Source organism: Paenibacillus rubinfantis, from assembly GCF_001486505.1.
GTDB classification, from domain to species: domain Bacteria; phylum Bacillota; class Bacilli; order Paenibacillales; family Paenibacillaceae; genus Fontibacillus; species Fontibacillus rubinfantis.
This window is the reverse complement of sequence record NZ_LN909064.1, coordinates 668,853-685,631: the sequence shown is the minus strand read 5'-3', so window position 1 is coordinate 685,631 and position 16,779 is coordinate 668,853. Positions and strand designations below refer to the sequence as shown.

The 16,779-nt window shown below is 54.6% G+C and carries 11 protein-coding genes; 1 reads left to right on the top strand and 10 read right to left on the bottom strand.

Translation table 11 applies throughout. The annotated features are described in order from the left end of the window. Positions 1-850: 850 nt before the first annotated feature. From BN3277_RS11320 to BN3277_RS11285, 8 genes are all read right to left on the bottom strand, one after another. Entirely contained in the window at positions 851-2,311 is a 1,461-nt protein-coding gene (locus BN3277_RS11320; protein ID WP_059042656.1) for an ABC transporter substrate-binding protein, read from the bottom strand. 134 nt (positions 2,312-2,445) lie between these two features. Continuing rightward, on the bottom strand, positions 2,446-3,312 hold the full coding sequence (locus BN3277_RS11315) for a carbohydrate ABC transporter permease (protein ID WP_059042655.1): 867 nt from the start codon (positions 3,310-3,312) through the stop codon (positions 2,446-2,448). A gap of 1 nt (position 3,313) precedes the next feature. Next, positions 3,314-4,252 carry a carbohydrate ABC transporter permease gene (locus tag BN3277_RS11310; protein WP_059042653.1) on the bottom strand — a complete coding sequence of 313 codons (939 nt, stop codon included), beginning with the start codon at positions 4,250-4,252 and terminating at the stop codon, positions 3,314-3,316. A 104-nt stretch (positions 4,253-4,356) separates the two neighbouring features. After that, entirely contained in the window at positions 4,357-5,682 is a 1,326-nt protein-coding gene (locus BN3277_RS11305; protein WP_059042650.1) for a response regulator, read from the bottom strand. Between the two features lie 19 nt (positions 5,683-5,701). After that, positions 5,702-7,483, bottom strand: a complete 1,782-nt coding sequence (locus BN3277_RS11300) for a sensor histidine kinase (RefSeq protein ID WP_059042775.1) — start codon at positions 7,481-7,483, stop codon at positions 5,702-5,704. Positions 7,484-7,773: 290 nt separating this feature from the next. Beyond that, positions 7,774-8,406: a beta-phosphoglucomutase gene (pgmB, locus tag BN3277_RS11295; protein ID WP_089153341.1), complete on the bottom strand. Its 633-nt coding sequence runs from the start codon at positions 8,404-8,406 to the stop codon at positions 7,774-7,776. 99 nt (positions 8,407-8,505) lie between these two features. Next, the gene (locus BN3277_RS11290; RefSeq protein WP_059042647.1) at positions 8,506-10,947 is read right to left on the bottom strand and encodes a glycosyl hydrolase family 65 domain-containing protein; all 2,442 of its coding nucleotides are present in this window, start codon (positions 10,945-10,947) and stop codon (positions 8,506-8,508) included. Next, positions 10,944-13,250 (bottom strand): glycoside hydrolase family 65 protein, encoded by a 2,307-nt coding sequence (locus BN3277_RS11285; protein WP_059042646.1) that lies wholly within the window; start codon positions 13,248-13,250, stop codon positions 10,944-10,946. Before BN3277_RS11285 ends, BN3277_RS11290 begins: the two co-directional genes overlap by 4 nt. A 535-nt stretch (positions 13,251-13,785) precedes the next feature. Between BN3277_RS11285 and BN3277_RS11280 the strand changes: the two genes are divergently transcribed. After that, entirely contained in the window at positions 13,786-14,691 is a 906-nt protein-coding gene (locus tag BN3277_RS11280; RefSeq protein WP_059042645.1) for a transposase, read from the top strand. Positions 14,692-15,124: 433 nt separating this feature from the next. Here the strand turns inward: BN3277_RS11280 and BN3277_RS11275 are convergent, their stop codons facing one another. Together BN3277_RS11275 and BN3277_RS11270 are read right to left on the bottom strand one after the other, a co-directional pair. Then, positions 15,125-16,390, bottom strand: a complete 1,266-nt coding sequence (locus BN3277_RS11275) for a stalk domain-containing protein (RefSeq protein ID WP_059042643.1) — start codon at positions 16,388-16,390, stop codon at positions 15,125-15,127. Between the two features lie 114 nt (positions 16,391-16,504). Continuing rightward, positions 16,505-16,753 (bottom strand): hypothetical protein, encoded by a 249-nt coding sequence (locus BN3277_RS11270; protein ID WP_187380061.1) that lies wholly within the window; start codon positions 16,751-16,753, stop codon positions 16,505-16,507. Positions 16,754-16,779 lie beyond the last annotated feature (26 nt).

Genomic DNA, 16,779 nt, shown 5'->3' with positions numbered 1-16,779 from the left:
TCTATCTGAACTCGGCACTCAGCACCTGGTACTCGGCAGCCCCCTGACCTCAGCACCGTCCTCCTCACTCGACGGTCATCCCCCTTCGCTTAACAGCTGCACTCTCCCGTTCACCCTCTAACGGACCTAGATGACGCTAATTGTTCATTTCCCGACTATTTCCCAGCCTAACGGAACCAGATGACCTTATTTCGCCAAAACCAGCGTTGAATCACGCTCAAAATGGGAAATAACGTCTCTCAGGTCCGTTAGAAGCTCAAACTGAGTCGATCCCTCAAAATAACGTCTCTCAGGTCCGTTAGCAACACAGGCATTGGCACTAGCACCGACATTAACGCCAGCATCTGACATTGAACAAAATTGAGCGCAACTAGCACCAGTATGGTAATAGGCGACGGCGACTGGCCTTGGCGCTGGTTCGGCACGGCATTGGCACTAGCAGCATCCGCACTGATGTCAGCACTAGCCCCCTCCGCCACCATCGCCACTCTCCCCACACACTCCACTTCCTCCTCGCACCTTCACCCTCATCGTTACTCGACCTGCGCCATCACCACTCCCCCTACCAACAACCCTGCTCTCCCCACACACTCCACTTCCTCCTCGCCCCTTCACCCTCATCGTTACTCGACCTGCGCCATCACCTCTCCCCCTACCAACAACCCAGCTCTCCCCACACTCCACTTCCTCCTCGCCCCTTCACCCTCATCGTTACTCGACCTGCGCCACGTCACTCTCCAATCGTCCCCTCACCTCCACCCCAAGACTACACCCACCACACCCCTCCAAGCCCAAAAAAGCCTCCCCCCGGTCAACCTGACCCAAGGGGAGACTCCTCCCAACTCACCAATTATTGCGCTTGAATTTTATCGAAGAAATTCTCCTGCACGTACTTGGCTGCGACATCCAGCTGCTGCTTGGAGTCGGTGCCTTTCTTCGAGAACGACTCCTGTACGACGTTCGACATCGTCGCGTAGTAGTCCTGCGTGCCGAACTGTGCTTCCGGCTTGCCTTCCAGCAAGGTGAAGAGCTGCGGATCATATTCGTACACATTGTCGTATTTTTCGTAAATGGCTTTCACTTTGCCGGCGTATTCGGAATCTTCGCTAAAATACTCTAGCGGCGTCGGTACATAGTACTTACCTTCGGCTTTGCGAGCATTAATCGTGTCCTCGACCGCTTTCAAAGCATCGTCCGTAAAGTAATCAAACGTAATATAACGGAACGCCATTTCCTGTTCGTCTTTCGTAGCGTTCGGGTTGATTACGAGGTAGTTCCCGCCCAGAATTCCGTAATGCTTGCCGCCTTTCTCAGCAGCAGGCATCGGGTAAGCAATAACGTCCTCCGGCTTCATACCGCCTTCGTTGAGCGCCGCTTGAATGACGTCAAACGCTCCGGCAATCACCATCGCCGTCCGGCCTTGTTGGAAGGAACTCACCGCATCGCCCCAGCCCAGCGCCCAGTCTTGTGGAATCGCATTGGCTTCCCATCTCAGCTTCTTGTAGAAGTCCAGCGCCTTCACTCCAGCTTCGGAGTTAAAGACGGCGGTCACTTTGCCGTTTTCATTCGTTTCGATATCACCGCCGGCTTCAAACAGGAAGTTGGTCCAGTTCCAGCCCGCTTCGTTGCCTTTCCCCATCGGGGCGATCCCGGAAATCCCCTTCTTCGGATCGGCAACCCCTTTAGCTACGTTGTACATGTCGTCCCAGGTCCAGTCGAACGCAGGAGCGGTGATGCCCTTCTCGTCCAGCAGCTTCTTGTTGACTACCGTCGAAGTGACGTAACCGTTTTGCGTGATCCCGTACACCTTGCCGTCAACGATAAATTGATTTTGCAGCACCGGGTTAATTTCGTCCTTGTACTCCCAGTTGTTCCACAGCTCCGTGATGTCGGCGACCCAACCGCGTTCCACCAGGAATTGGGCTTCCGTCGCCCAGGTATTGTAGAAGGTTGGCGCTTCATTGGATGCCATCTTCACGCCGATTTCGTTTACGCTGTATTGCCAGTCGTCCTTAACGATCGTTACGTTTGGATACTTAGCTTGGAAGCGAGCGATTTTATCGTCCTCCTGCTGACGGAGTGTGGTTTCATCCGGCAGCGGGTAGTGGATTTTAATCGTGACCTTGCGTTGCGTAATGTCATCGGCTTCTCCCGCAGCCGGTTCGGCATTGCCTCCCCCGTTGTTGCTCGTAGCCGTATTTCCGCCGCTGTTCCCGCCGTTAGTTTGAGCTTCCTTGTTCCCTCCGCCGCAGGCTGCGAGCAGCGAGCCAAGCAGCATCAGGCACATCAACACCGCTGAAAACTTGCGCATTCAAACTCCCCTTTTCCTAAAGTTAATGTATCTTGCATGTTCATCATAAAAGAGAACGTAATCGCAATCGATGTGTGATCTTATGACTTTCATGTGCAGGCCTACGATTCTGTAACCGCTACCACTAGGACTACCTATCCCTTCACCGCGGACAAGCTGACGCTGCGCATGATAAACTTCTGGAACCCAAGGAACACGAAGATCGGCGGAATCATCACCATAAACAAAATGCTGAACTTGATGCTGCTGTCCATATTCCGCGCGTTAATCACATATTTGTAAATCGCGGTCGCCAGCGTGTACTTATCTTCCGTGTGCATGACCAGGGACGGCCAAAACCAGTCGTTCCAAGCCGTGGAGAAAATAAAGATCGCCAGCGTCGCAAAGATCGGCACCGACAGCGGCACCGCGATCCGCAAGTAACTGGTCCACTCCGAAGCTCCGTCGATCCGGGCCGCTTCGAAGATTTCCGGGTGGATGCCGTCGAAGAAGTTTTTCATCAACAGAAAATAATACGCGTTCGCCCCAGCTGGCAGCCAGAAGGCCCAATAGGAATTCAGCAGCCCCAACTCCTTCAGGTTCACGAAGTTCGGGATCATATAGCTGGAAGCCGGGATAAACAACGTCAGCAGGATGAAGAAGTAAATCGCCCGGCTATACGGTACCCGGATGCGCGAAATGCTGAACGAAGCGAGACCCAGCACCAGAATGGTCATCAGCAGGTTGCCGCCGAAGATAAGCAGGGTATTTTTCAAAAACATCGGTAGATTGATATAATCCCATGCCTTCGGAAAATTGTCCCAATGCCATTCCGACGGAAAAAACCGCGGCGGGAACGAGTTCACCTCTTGATTGCTCTTGAGCCCGTTAAACATCGTCATGGCGATCGGATACAACATTGTAAAAGCCATGACCGCGATGCACAACACCATAAATCCGTAAACGACTTTATTGAGCGGCTTATGCAGATCGGAGGGCGACAGGATGCCTCTTTCTTTCATATCAGTACTCCTCCTTGTTCAGCTTGTATTGCAGCACGCCAAGCACGCTCAGCACGAGGAACATCAGGACACCCAGCGCGGTGCCAGCCCCGTAGTCGAGCTGAGTAAAGGCGTATTTGACCGTCAGAAGGGCGTAAGTCAGCGTCACCTTGTTTGGCCCGCCGTCCAGCAAAGCCAATTGCGATTGGTAGGCCTGGGAAGTGCCGATCAGTTGCAAAATCAACATCAGCACGATCAGGTTCCGCATCGACGGGAGCGTGATATATTTGATCCGGGCCCAGACCCCGGCTCCATCGATTTCGGCCGCTTCGTACCAGTCCCGCGGAATGCTCAGCACCCCGGCCAAATAGATCAGCATCGCCGAGCCGAATTGCTGCCAGGTCTCCATAAAGACGATGGAAACCATCGACCACCTGCCGTCGGAGACAAACGAAACCGGATCGGCTCCGAACCATCCGAGCAAAGCGTTGATCGGCCCCACCGGGTCATACATCCAGCGCCACATCCCGTACAGGACGACACCCGGCACAACAAACGGCAGATAAGCTGCGATCCGCGCGAAGCCCTGGAACCAACGAAGCTCGGAAATGGCGATCGATGCGGCGATTGGCACCCAAAAGCCAATCACCAAGCAGAGGAGCATATAATACAAAGTGTTGCGAACCGACAACAGCACGTCCGGGTTATGAAACACCTTCACGTAATTGTCGAATCCGACAAACGTGTTGCCTTTGACGAAATCGATATTGTAGAAGCTGTAAACCATCCCTTTGATGATCGGGACCCACAAGAACACGATAAATATGGCGATCGCCGGAACCAAAAACAGATAACCCCACATGTACTTTTTCCAATTTGATCCCCGACGCGGCGTCCGCATCACGTCCGCCCTCCTCGTGTCCTGCTGCATGTTCCCCGGCGAAATCACGGGTTCCCCCATCGTTCTCCCTCTTTTCTAAGTAGTGTCTCTTCCCATTTTAGAAAAGGGGCCCCCGCGCGAACATGTCTAAAACTATGTGAACTATGGTCGTTCTTACTTCATCGTTATTTCTTCAGCTCCGTAGGGCTGACGCCAAAGTATTTCTTAAATATCTTGCTGAAATGCTCGGGCGACTCGTAACCCACGCGTTCGGCAATCTCGTAACGGCGCAGGTCCGTGTTCAGAATCAGCGTTTTGCTCTCCTCCATCCGCAGCTTAATGACGTATTCCCACAGGTTGTAGCCGGTATTTTTCTTAAAAAGATAACTCAAGTAATTGGGGCTAACGTGATTGCTGCGGGCCACCTCGTGGATCGTTAACCCCTTCTGCCGGTAATTCTCCTCGATATACTTCTTGGCGCTCTCCACAATCCGGTTGCTCTGCGTCGTCAACTCCTCGGTGGAAGGGTCTTGGGCATAGTTATGCCAGTTGAAATCACCATAGTAAAACACATGATAATCCCCGTGTCCCCCGCCCCACAGCATCGCTTTGTCAGCCTGCCGGCTCAGCACGCCAAGGAATCCCGCGCCCTTGAGAATCTGACTAATCCCCACCGTGCACAGCAGGCCAAGATACTTATGGATGTGATGATGTAGGCTCCGGCCGAGCATTTCGAGCTGGTTGATTTTATTGAGATTCGGCTCAGCGTACTCCGTTTCGTTCCATTGCAGGATGAGCGCAATCTCCAGGTTCCGGATATAAAAGGACACCGCGCGCCATTCCTGGTGCAGCAGCTCATTCACGATATTCAGCGCGGCATAGCGGAACAAGCGGGCATCCTTATCCTGATCCATGGACAACTGCTTATCAGCGGGGATGGCCAGCTTGATTTTGATCACGGAAAAATAAGGCCCCGTAAGCCCCAACCGCTCAGCTTCGTCGGTCCGCTGCTCCTCGTCCCCTTCAGCGGGTTCGCGCAAAAGGCGGCTAAACTGTTCGCCGGACTCCGGCAACGGCTCCACCATGTGGAAATGCTCCGCTCCCTGAGACAACCACTCCTCGGCCTGCGGCATCGGCTTATCCATCTTCAGCAAAGCGTTGCGCACAGAGTCCAGGAACTGCTCGCTGTTCAGCGGTTTGATTAAATAATCCTTCGCCCCAAGCCGGATCGCCATCTGCGCATATTGGAACGTTTCATGTGCCGAGATGATGATCGTCTGCACCCAGGGCTTGATCAGCTTCGCCTGCTGCATCAGCTCGATCCCGTTCATTTCTCCCATCTGGATGTCGGTAACCAGCAAATCGATATCCTCCATCCGGACGTAATCCAGCGCCTCATGCCCGTTATATGCGGTGAAAATCTGGCCGATATCCAGCCCCGAAGCGGTCAAAAGGCCGGATAATCCTTTGCAAATCAGCGGTTCATCGTCAACGACCAAAATGTTATACATGCGTTGTTCCCCCTGTTCGTTATTCGTTCCGCTCGGCCGCCATGGGCAGGGTAATCGTAACGGCGGTGCCGCCCTCCGGCCGGCCCTCGTATTTGAGGCCGTACTCCGGCCCGAAATGCAGCCGAAGCCGCTGATGGATGTTGCGGATCCCGTAGCCAAAGGACGGGCTAGGCGTTTCATCGTTGAGCAGCTTGTCGATCGCGTCAAAGTCCACCGGCTTATAGCCGTTGTCGGTAATCGTGATGCGGACCCGCCCCTGCCCCTGCGCTAGGTCCGATTCGGCACGGATGGCGATTTCGCCGTCCTCTCCCATGTGTTTAACGCCATGAAAGATCGCATTTTCAATAAGCGGCTGCAGCGTGATTTTCGGGATGATGGTGGTATGCAACTCGGCCGGAATGTCCCAAGTCACGCGGAATCCGTACTCGTACCGGTGCTCTTGCAACTTGATGTAGGCGGAAGCATGCTCCAGCTCCTCCTCCAGCGTGATCAGCTCCCGGCCGCGGCTGAGGCTGATCTTCATCAGCTTGGACAACTCCTTGATCATTTCAGCGGAGGCGTTGTTTCCTTCCATCGCGCTTTTCCAGTAGATGCTCTCCAGCGTGTTGTACAGCAGATGCGGATTGATTTGCTGGTACAGAATTTGCAACTGAGCTTCCTTCTGCTTGATGTCCATCTGGTATTTATAGTGAATCAGCCCATTCAGCCGGCGCGCCATCTCATAGATTGTGGAGATTAATACGCTGACCTCATCGTTGCGATCCCGGTACGGCGTCTCCGGCACCACGTTCCCCGGCTCGTAGCGGCGAACGAAATAGACCAGCTTCTGGATTGGGGTCATCAGCGATCTCCAGAAATACAAGATCAGCACCAGACCAACCGCAAAATAAGCGATGGAGATCAGCTGGATAATTCGTTTGATCTCGTTTTGCTGCTGCAGCAGCGCCTTGACGGGCACCTTGTAGACGAGCTTCTGCTGCAGGACGTAATTATAATTAATGACATAAATAAAATCTTCAGTAATAACATCCTTCACCCCGATCAGGGAGTCCCCCAAATCGGCCTCCTGCGGCAGATTTAAGATCGATCCGGTCGGCGCTCCCGCCGGCGTCGTTGAGGTGAGGATACGGTTGCTCCAATCGGTAAAATACAGCTCTCCCTCCGGGATCGAGACGGTCTGCAGCGACTCGCCGATCCGGCCGTCGACATTGGAAACAACCAGCACGCCAATCGTGCCGTTTTTATAGATGCTGTTGATCGCCCGGACATAAGCGAGCGTTTTTTGATTTTGCTGACCTTTCGTAGGCGGGGATAAATGGTCGATTAGGCGCAAGTAACCGTTTCCCTTTTTTTCGACGGCTTCATCAAACCATTCCGGCTTCTCCTGCTCCAGAAAGAAGTAGACGCCGGCCTTCCGCGCCTCCGGATAATACGGCGCAAAAAAATACGCGTTGGACGGATCGTACACGTAAAGGGAATAGTATAGCGGCTCGCGCTGGTCGGTTTCCTGCGAGTAATTGAACAGCAAAGTCTCCAGCTTTTCGTAAGTTTTGACCCGCTCTAGGACGGACTCCGCTTCTTCGTCGCTGGGGTTCAGCTGCTGGAGCAGCGGATGCTGGAACACCGTGGACGTCACTTTATTGATCGCTTCGATGTCGCGGGTGATCAGCCGAAAGTTCTGCTTGTTCAGTTCGATATAGGCATTGGTTACGTTGCGCTTCAAGATCTGATCGGCTTTGTAATTGCCGTAGGCATTCAGGATAAACAAGGGAATCACCATCACGACAAAAAGAAGAATCATCTGTTGTTTGACGTTCAAATTGGCGAACGGATTTCGAAGTCGGTTGCCTGGTTTCAATGGCTTTGCACCTCCGGCAATTCAAATATAGCAATAATCAAAACCGGCAAGGATGCGCGATTCTACGCAGATTGTGGCGGTTTCTTCGATTTCGCTTCACGCAGGACTTGACCCCTGCCTCACCTCTTAGTGTAGGGGATTTTTGCAATCTTGCCAGCTAAAAAAAACAAAAAGCCCCTCGGGAAGTATCCGAGAGACTTCTTGGGGTTTCGTAAAAAGCGGTCGCGTGCCAATTACACCAGTTCATGCAATCCGCTAACAACCAGGTCGGCCTCGCTCAGAATGTCTGGGCTGCCGATGCCAACGACGCGGCAGCCGGCGGCTTTGCCTGCCTGCACCCCCGCCTCTGCGTCCTCAAACACGACGCAGTCGGACGGCGGCAACGCCAACGCGGCACTGGCGGCGAGGAACACCTCGGGGTCCGGCTTCGCCTTGGACACCTTGGTGCCGTCGATCACGGCATCAAATAAATCGGCGATGCCGAGCCGATCCAAGATGAACGCGGCGTTCTTGCTCGCCGAGCCGAGAGCGATCTTCACCCCGCGTTCGCGCAGCTGCAGCAAATACGCCTTCGCTCCGGGCAAAATTTCCGACGGCTCCAGCTTGGAAATAAACTCGACGTATTCGCGGTTTTTGTCTGCGGCCATCTGCTCGCGTTCCTGCTCCGTGGCTTCCACGCCGCCTACCTCCAGCAGAATGCGCAGCGAGTCCATGCGGCTAACGCCTTTCAGCCGCTCGTTATGGGCTTCGGTAAATTCGAAGCCCAGCCGGTGCGCTAGCGACCGCCATGCGAGATAGTGGTACTTGGCCGTATCGACGATCACGCCGTCGAGGTCAAAGATTGCGCCTTTCATTGTTTCCAGCATGCTAGAATTCTCCTTTGATGAATGTATTCGATTTTTCATATATAACTCGCCTGAACTAGCGTATATAGCTCAATTTGGCCGAGCTGACTGTCCAAACCTTCAGTCGGCTTCATAGGGGACACAAACGTCATGCCCTGGCGCGATCGACAGCTCCAGATCCCCCACGATAAGCCGCAGCGGTTCCGGATTTCCGGCCTGAGCGAAAATGGTGACTTCATCCCGGCTGACGCGAATCCGGTAGGAACCACCGCGAAGGCGGACCGGGAACTCGATCGCTTGCCAGGCGGAAGGCATAGCCGGCCGGAGCGATGCTTTATTGCCATCGTATCGCAAGCCGGCAAATCCCAGTATTGCCGCCATCCATGCCCCGCCATTCGCCGCAGGATGCGTGCCGCCGATGTAGAGGTCTCCGACGTATTGCTTGGATTCCCCGGTTAAGTCGATCGTCGCCGTTCGCATAAAATAAGGGTAACCCCAATCCGGTGAGCCCGTATCTGCCGCCACCAGGGCGTAGATACATGCGCTGAGGCTCGAACCATGCTCTGTGCGCGGCTCGTAATAGGCCCAATTCGCCTGTTTGACGGACGAGGCATAATCGCCTTTGAACAGGTGCAGCATCAGCACCACGTCGGCCTGCTTTAGAATTTGCGTCGTCGTGGCAGGGCCGTTCCCCCCGCCGAGATACTCATGCGGATGAAGCATCCGTGCTTTTAGGTCCGGCAGCGAAACGTCCTCTAACGTGTAATAGCGGTCGAACTGCTCGATCAAACCGGTCTCGGCATCCGGCTGCGGAACGTACAAACGCTCATACATATCGCGAATTTGCTCCGGGCTGACGGCGCTCGCTGCCAACAGCGCCCCGTACCGACGGGGATCGCGGTTTTGCAGGATCTCCATAGCATCCAGGGAAATGCGCAGGCATTCCTTGACCATCCGGTTGGTAAATGCGTTGTTGTTCACCCGCTCGTGATATTCATCCGGCCCGGTGACGTCGAGGATTTCGTACCGTTGCTTCCGCGAATTGAAGTACCCATACGAGTAAAAGAACTTGGCGCACTCCCACGCCACCTCGGCCCCGCCGTCCAGAAGCAGGCTCTCATCGCCGGTAAACAGGTAGTACTTCCAGATCCCGTAAGCCACATCCGCGCTGATATGCACCTGCTTATCGCGAAAATACGTACGCATCGGACGTCCGGTGAACACATCGTTCACATTAAAAAGCGTGCAAGCATCGTCACCCGTCTCCTGACTCTCCCAGGCATAGAATGCCCCATCGTAGCCGTATTCCGCGGCTTTACGCTTCGCACCTTCCAGCGTATGCACCCGGTACATCATCAAATTACGGGCAACCCCCGGTTCCGTATACAGGAAGAAAGGCAGCATAAACATCTCCGTATCCCAAAATACCGCGCCTTTATAGACCTGGCCGGATAGGCCGCGGGCCGGAATGGACACGCGCTCCGAGCGGTCCGGTGCGATGATATGCAGCTGGTACATGCTGTAGCGCAGCGCCAGCTGGGCTTCTTCGTCGCCTTCGATCGTCAGGTCGGAGGCTTCCCACTTGCGCTCCCACTGATCGGCGTGCTCACGCAGCAGCCGATCGAAGCCGAGCTGCCGCGCTTCCCGGGCGGACTGCACTGCCGCCGCCCGGACATCGCCAACCGGCGAACCGCCGACCTGTCCTGTCAACACGGCGACGTATTTGACGAGCTCGACCGGTTCGCCGGCTCGGCACCGCACTTGGATGCGGCGGCGGACGGACAGGTCCCCGTGAAGCAGCCGAGGCTCCCCTCTGCCCTGTACCTCCGTGGCTTCCGCTACCGTCAGTGGTACGCCAAGCTCCTGGGTCCACGCGGTCAGCGACACGACCTCCCCGGTCGCATCCACCCCGCTGTCCATCCGCTCCAGATGCGGGCCGTTGATGTCCCAGACATCGCCGTCAATGCCGGTGTTGATCGTAAGCTCGCCTTCCATGCTACTCTCTACAACGAGGCGGCAGACGATCAACTCCGAGCGGGCTGCGCTGCAAAACCGCTCCGACGTGATTGCAACCTCCGTGCCGTCGCCCATACAAAACACTGAACGGCGGCGGTGTACCGCATGCCGCAGGTCCAGCGACTGCTCATGAGAGTCTAAAACCAGGCGGGCAGCTCCCTCCTCACCGGTTACTTCGACTCCCTTTCCGCTTTCGACTGCTCTTTCGACTGCTCTTTCGACTCCTCTTTCGCCTACCCTTGCGCTTTCTCCTTTACCTCCGGCCCCATTCTCAGCCTTGGCCACGTTCATGGCCTTCAGCACGCTTAGCTGTTCGCCGTTCCAAAAGACCGTCGTCGCCAATCCGTTAGGTGCGTTCACCGGCTCACGCCATTGATCCCCAACCTTATCATACAGCCCGGCAACGATCGTTGCAGTCAACTCGTTTTTGCCGAACTCCTCCAAGGTCCCGCGATAGCCCAGCACCCCATTGCCAATCATAAATTTGTTGCCGTGGTGTGCGATCCGTTCCGGGTCAAACCCGTTTTCCCTGACGATCCAGCTCATTGAATTACCGCCTTTCGCAGCGGCACCCGAATCCCTGCTTCACCAACCGTAACCCGGTTTCCGTACACCGTCATTTCCACTTCGCCGCCGGACATTGCGCGGATGGAGACTTGGTCCTGATCCACTTCCACCAATAACTTTGTGCCTTGGTAAGTCACCATGAACCGGTAGCTCTGCCATCGTTCAGGAATACTCGGATTCAGCACGAGCTGTTCTCCGTCCGAGCGCATCCCGCCGAATCCATACACGATGTTCATCCACGCCGCAGCGATCGAGGTCGTATGCAGCCCTTCCCGCGTATTGCGATTATAGTTGTCGAGATCCAGCCGAGTGGCGAACTCAAAGAACTTATAAGCCTCCTCCGAACGCCCGATTTCCGCCGCCAAAATCGAATGAATCGACGGTGAAAGCGAGGATTCATGGATACAACGCGGCTCGTAATAATCGTAGTTGGCGCGTTTTTCCTCCGGCGAAAACTCGCTGTTGTACAGGAACATAAACATCAGCACATCCGGCTGCTTGATCATGTCGTACCGGTATAACCGATCATACGACCAGTGCGAATACAGCGGAAATTCCGTGACCGGAATCGAATGAATGTCCAGATGCGGCAAGTCAAAAAATCCATCATGCTCCTCGAAAATCCCCGTCCGTTCATCTCTTGGAATTTTCATGTGCTGCGCCTTGTTCCGCCAGTCCTCCTGCTCCTCCTCCGTCAGGCCAAGCCGTGTGGCCAGCTCACCATAAGCAGCGGAAGCCTCGCTCTGCATCGCTTCCAGCACCTCCAGCGTATATTCGAACAGCTTTTTCGCCATCAGGTTGATATAGCAGTTGTTATTAACCATAAGCTGAAACTCGTCGGGACCCATCACACCAAAATAACCGTACTTGCCCGACTGCTGCCCCCACTGCCCCCGAGTCGCGTAAAAACGGCTGATCTGGATCAGCATTTCCGCGCCTTTTTCAAACAGGAACGCCTTATCGCCTGTAATGTTTACGTAATGGCGTAGCCCGTACGCCACCGCCGTACCGACATGCAGTTGCAGATTGGAATGCTGCCATAAGTCGCAGCTCTCTGTCCCGTCGATCGTGGCGATCGGATAAAACGCCCCTTCACAGTCCAACTCCTTGGCCCGCTTTAATGCTTCGGGGAGCGTGCGGTAACGGAATTCGAGCAGGCTCCGCGCCGCCTTCGGATTGTTGAAGATATAGAACGGCAAGCAATACGACTCCGTATCCCAAAAAGCCAGCCCCCGATACGCCTCGCCGGTCAACCCCTTTGCACCAATGTTAAAGCCGGGGTTATCCCCATGGTAAGTTTGGTACAGCTGAAAAATACAAAAACGAATCCCCTGCTGATTCTCCGGATCGCCCTCAATCGCGATGTCCGACTCCGCCCACACTTGTGCCCAGTACGCGCACTGGTCAGCGGATACCGCATCGTACCCCGCTTGCGTATGCTGCGCCGCCAGTTCGATCCCCCGCCGCCAAAGCTCATCGTTCGCAACCGCACGGTCCTTTTCCGCCACGTTAACGACGAGTTTGTCCAGCGTGGTCCGCTGGCCTTGCTCTAGCCGCAACACCAGCTCCCTGCCGATATAGCTTTCGCTTTGGATCAGCTTATTTTCCAAGGCATCGGCCGCATCCACGCGGAATCCCGAGAACAGCCGATTGCCTGTGTTCACCGTCTCCCCAAGAATCCCCGCGACCCCGCCGGTAGCCTCCCCTTGCTTCAGCTCCTTCCAATAGGAACGCTGCTGATCCTCATGGATCACCGCCAGATCCAATCCCGTCCGCACCTGGATCGAACCGGAGAAGTTCAGGGGCGTAAACGTAATCCGCTGAGCCCCGAGATACGACACCTTCATGCTCACGAGGCGCTCAAACGTAAGCCGCACGTCTTTCCCGCTAGCCGTATGCCACACGAATTCCCGGGTATAGATCCCCGTACGGAAATCCAGCTCCCGCCGAAAATCGCTGAACCGGCTCTCCGCCAGATCCAACGTTTCCCCGTCCAGCGTGATTCGCGTATGCAACCAATCCACCGCATTCACCATGAACCGCAGCGATTTGATAATCCCTTTGTAGTGGGCCGTAACCGGACTCTCCTCGAACAACCCGTTGAAGTAACTGCCCAGTAGCGTATCCCCGCCATACCCTTCCTCCGGATAACCTCTGACCCCCATATATTCATTCCCCAGCGAAAAAATCGACTCACTGACCCGGTTCCGCCCCGGATCAAAGCCTTCCTCCACGACCTTCCAGGGGTCGACCTGCAAATATTTGTCCGCGATTTTCGGCATACTTCGCCCTCTCCTCCTGTGTTTAGCGCTTCACTTGCGATCTGTCCTCCATAGACGACAAGACCGCTCCCCCTCCAGATTAACGGAACGTCCGCCGGCGCTAAATGTCCAGGAGTAAGAAGCTTATGTGCGTTTATACGGAGTTGGGATCCGGCCCTGCATCTGCCGTGCATCTGCCTCCTACTGCTTCTGCTCTGCACCCGCCGCGTCCTGCCACATCCTGCCACATCCTGCCGCGTCCTGCCCCGTCATGCCGCGCCCTGCCCCGTCCTGCCGCATCCTGCCCCGTCCTGCCCCGTCCTGCCCCGTCCTGCCCCGTCCCCCCCTCTCGCCCGCCCCTTTGCATGATTATCCCTTTCACTCAGGGGCAGCCACAAAAAGGACGGGCCCTCTTTAAATCAGAGACGGAATATAGAGAAGAGTTATGTTGAGAAGCGAAATAGTTGGTATTTTTTTCTTGATAGGGGATCATATGTTTGGTATAATAAAAATGAGAACACACGTACGCATTCCGGTGATTAAGGGGGAGTTGGACATGGAGAATGGCATGGATATGGATCTTCAAACTTTCAGCAGTCGTTTTACGAACGAACAGGATTGTGTGGAAGCGTTGATCGCGATGAAATGGCCGAGCGGTTTTGTTTGCCCTCGTTGTGCCCACACCCAGTGCAGCCGGTTGACCTCCCGACGTATCCCCTTGTTCGAATGCGGAGGTTGTGGACATCAGACATCTCCTTTGGTTGGTACGATTTTCGAAGGCACTCATCTGCCCTTGCTGAAGTGGTTTCAGGCTTTGGAGTTATTTTTGCTCCCAGACGGCATCTCGGCGATTCGGTTGTGCGGGGTGATTCGCGTCACCTACAAGACGGCCTGGTTGATGCTGCACAAAATTCGTCATGCCCTCGTGGAATTCGATGCCCGGCAGTTGTTAAACGGAAATGTGAAGGTAAACAGCGATCAGTACAGACGAAACCCGGCTCGGGTCCAGATAGATCAGCCAGATGTCACGGCGGTTGTTGTCGGATGTACGGTAGCGGAATCGGGAGAACCGGAACAGGTGAAAATCCATCTGCTACCCCATAAGAGAGGAAACAGGCAAAGAGCAGACCGCCGCGAGCTCACCTCGTTTATCACGAACCATGTGGATGTTGATGCGTCTGAAGTACAGTTGTTTCCCCTGGCCTATCGGCTTTATGTGCCCTTGCGCAAAGTGATCTGCCAAGCGTGGGAATCGCTGAAATGCACCTATATGGCGTTAGGGATAAAATATCTGCAGGCCTACCTGAACGAGTTCACTGTACGACGCCAACTTCGCTTGCCCGGAGAGATCACCTCAATGCGCCAGAAGCTGCTGCGGATGTGTATGGCAACTCGGAGCATTTCTTATCGACAGCTCATTGCGAACCAGCCGACGAAGCCCCCTCATGCCTTTGCGGCCTGATCATACGGCTAAACCAGTCAAGGTTAGGCTTTTTGCTTAACCAAGATTGCTTATCCCTTTGCCGCCTATTGTGAAGATTACATTTTAGAGTCTTTTCACCATAGTGTATCTCTTCATCATAGCGCCTCTTACATCATGTGCCTTTTCTCCCCTGTATCCTATCTAGCTATGATAGGAACTTCTCCGGCACGTGATGACCGGTTCATCACCTGAGCTCTCTTTTTAACTTCTCTTGAGCTCACCTTTCACTGCTCACGGGTTCCCTTTTCACTGCCCCTGAGTTCAATTTTCACTGTTACCTGACCAAACGGGATAATCATGCAAAGGAGCCCAAAACAGAGGCAAAACAGCGCCGGGTTGCGAAACTGCTACCGACCCAAAAATTAAAAAACCGGAGCGCTCCCTAAGGCGCTCCGGCTGCTACGATATCCAACTACAATTCGTTGATAAAGACTGTCTTCATTTTACCGCTGTATTGTACGTCAAGCCCGAGTCCCTGTACGAGTATGGCTAGAGGTACATAAGTTTTGTTCTCCTTACCGACCTTCTGCAGGAAAGCCGGTGTTGCGGTAGCCGCGGGTGTGCCGTCTACCTGAATTTGCTTCGAGCCCACCGGGATCACCACCGTCCGGCTTCCATAAGTGATGGTGGCGGTGGAATTACGGGATTCCCATTTACTTTGGGCGCCAACTGCGTCCGTGATGTCCTTGATCGCCACAAACGTCTGCCCGTTCTTCAGAATCGGCGGATATGGGGTGTTTAGTTCTTGTCCTTTCACCACGACGGATATCGGCGCACCGCCGCTCTTTGCCACGGTTGTCCGGAAGCTCCCCCAAACCGTTTCGGCGAAGATCTTGGCGATTTCCTCATATCCCGCTTGATTGGGATGAATGTCCGTATCCGAGAAAATATGCGTCAGCGAAATTTCACGCCCTGAAAAGGCTGCCGCCACATGGGCCGCTTTGATCGGCTTCGTTTGAGCCGCATGATCGGCAACAACGCCATCCACGATGGCGGTAAATTTGCCAGCCAGCTGCTGCAGCTCATCGTATATGGAAGCGCCGGCAAGCTTCGGCACCGGCTGGTATTGGTCGGCGATGACGATTTGCGCTGAGGGGTTGAGCTCCGTCAGGATGCGGACAACCTCGCGAAGGTTGTCGCCATAAGCTTTTAACACCTCTTCGCTCTGGGCCCGGAGCTGCTCCAGCGAGATATTTTTGACATCCGGCAGCAGTTTAAGCAAGTCGTTCCCGCCGATGGTGATCGTGATCAGATCCGCCTTCTGCAGGTCAACCTTCGCTTGAACGACGCCGGAAGCAAAAGCAGCGATCCGTGGATCCGGTACGTTTGGCTGAATGTCCGCAGCAGCGAGCGGTAAGCCCGATTGAATCGCCGTTATGTAATTCTTCAAACCTTCGCTGGTTAAGCCAAGAATGCCATAGTTAACTGCCGATGTCCGGCCATGGAACAAGCCCTGCTCTTTCAAACGATCTACAAACCCGTAGGGGACGCTAGTTTCCGTCATCCCTGGCTCGTACCCGGCGGTGATCGAATCACCTAACGCCACGATAAGGTAGCTGTCAGCTTGAGCCGCTTCGGCGGCATGGATCGGTGCGGCGGCCGCGCCGCTGAAAAGGAAAAGGATTAGAGCGAGCGCTCCCGTCAGGACGGAAGTCTTGTTCAAGCTAAACTTCTTCAAGCCTTTCAACTCCTTTGATTAATAGATAATAGGTAGGATAAGCGCGCAAAACCCGAGGTTTAAATTGCGGCCTCAGGTCTTGTTGTTTCTACATGGACACCGGCGCCTTTGCCGTTATTCCGGCTTCTCCTCTATACGTCCGGTTTTCTTCATATATTCATCATAACGGCCATCGATTTCCTTGGCTATTTTCCGGTAGTTCAACGTCTCCTCCACGATTGGATCCAACGTCGTTTGGATGCGGATTTCGTACTTTGGCGACAACCTTCTGCGCTCTTCCTCGCGGCGTTCTTCCTCGCTGCCGTATTCCCCTTCGGTCAGCATCTCGCTGAGCTCGCGTTCCAAATCCTTGCTATCGCTCATCCTTGACACTCCTTCCGGTATTCTCG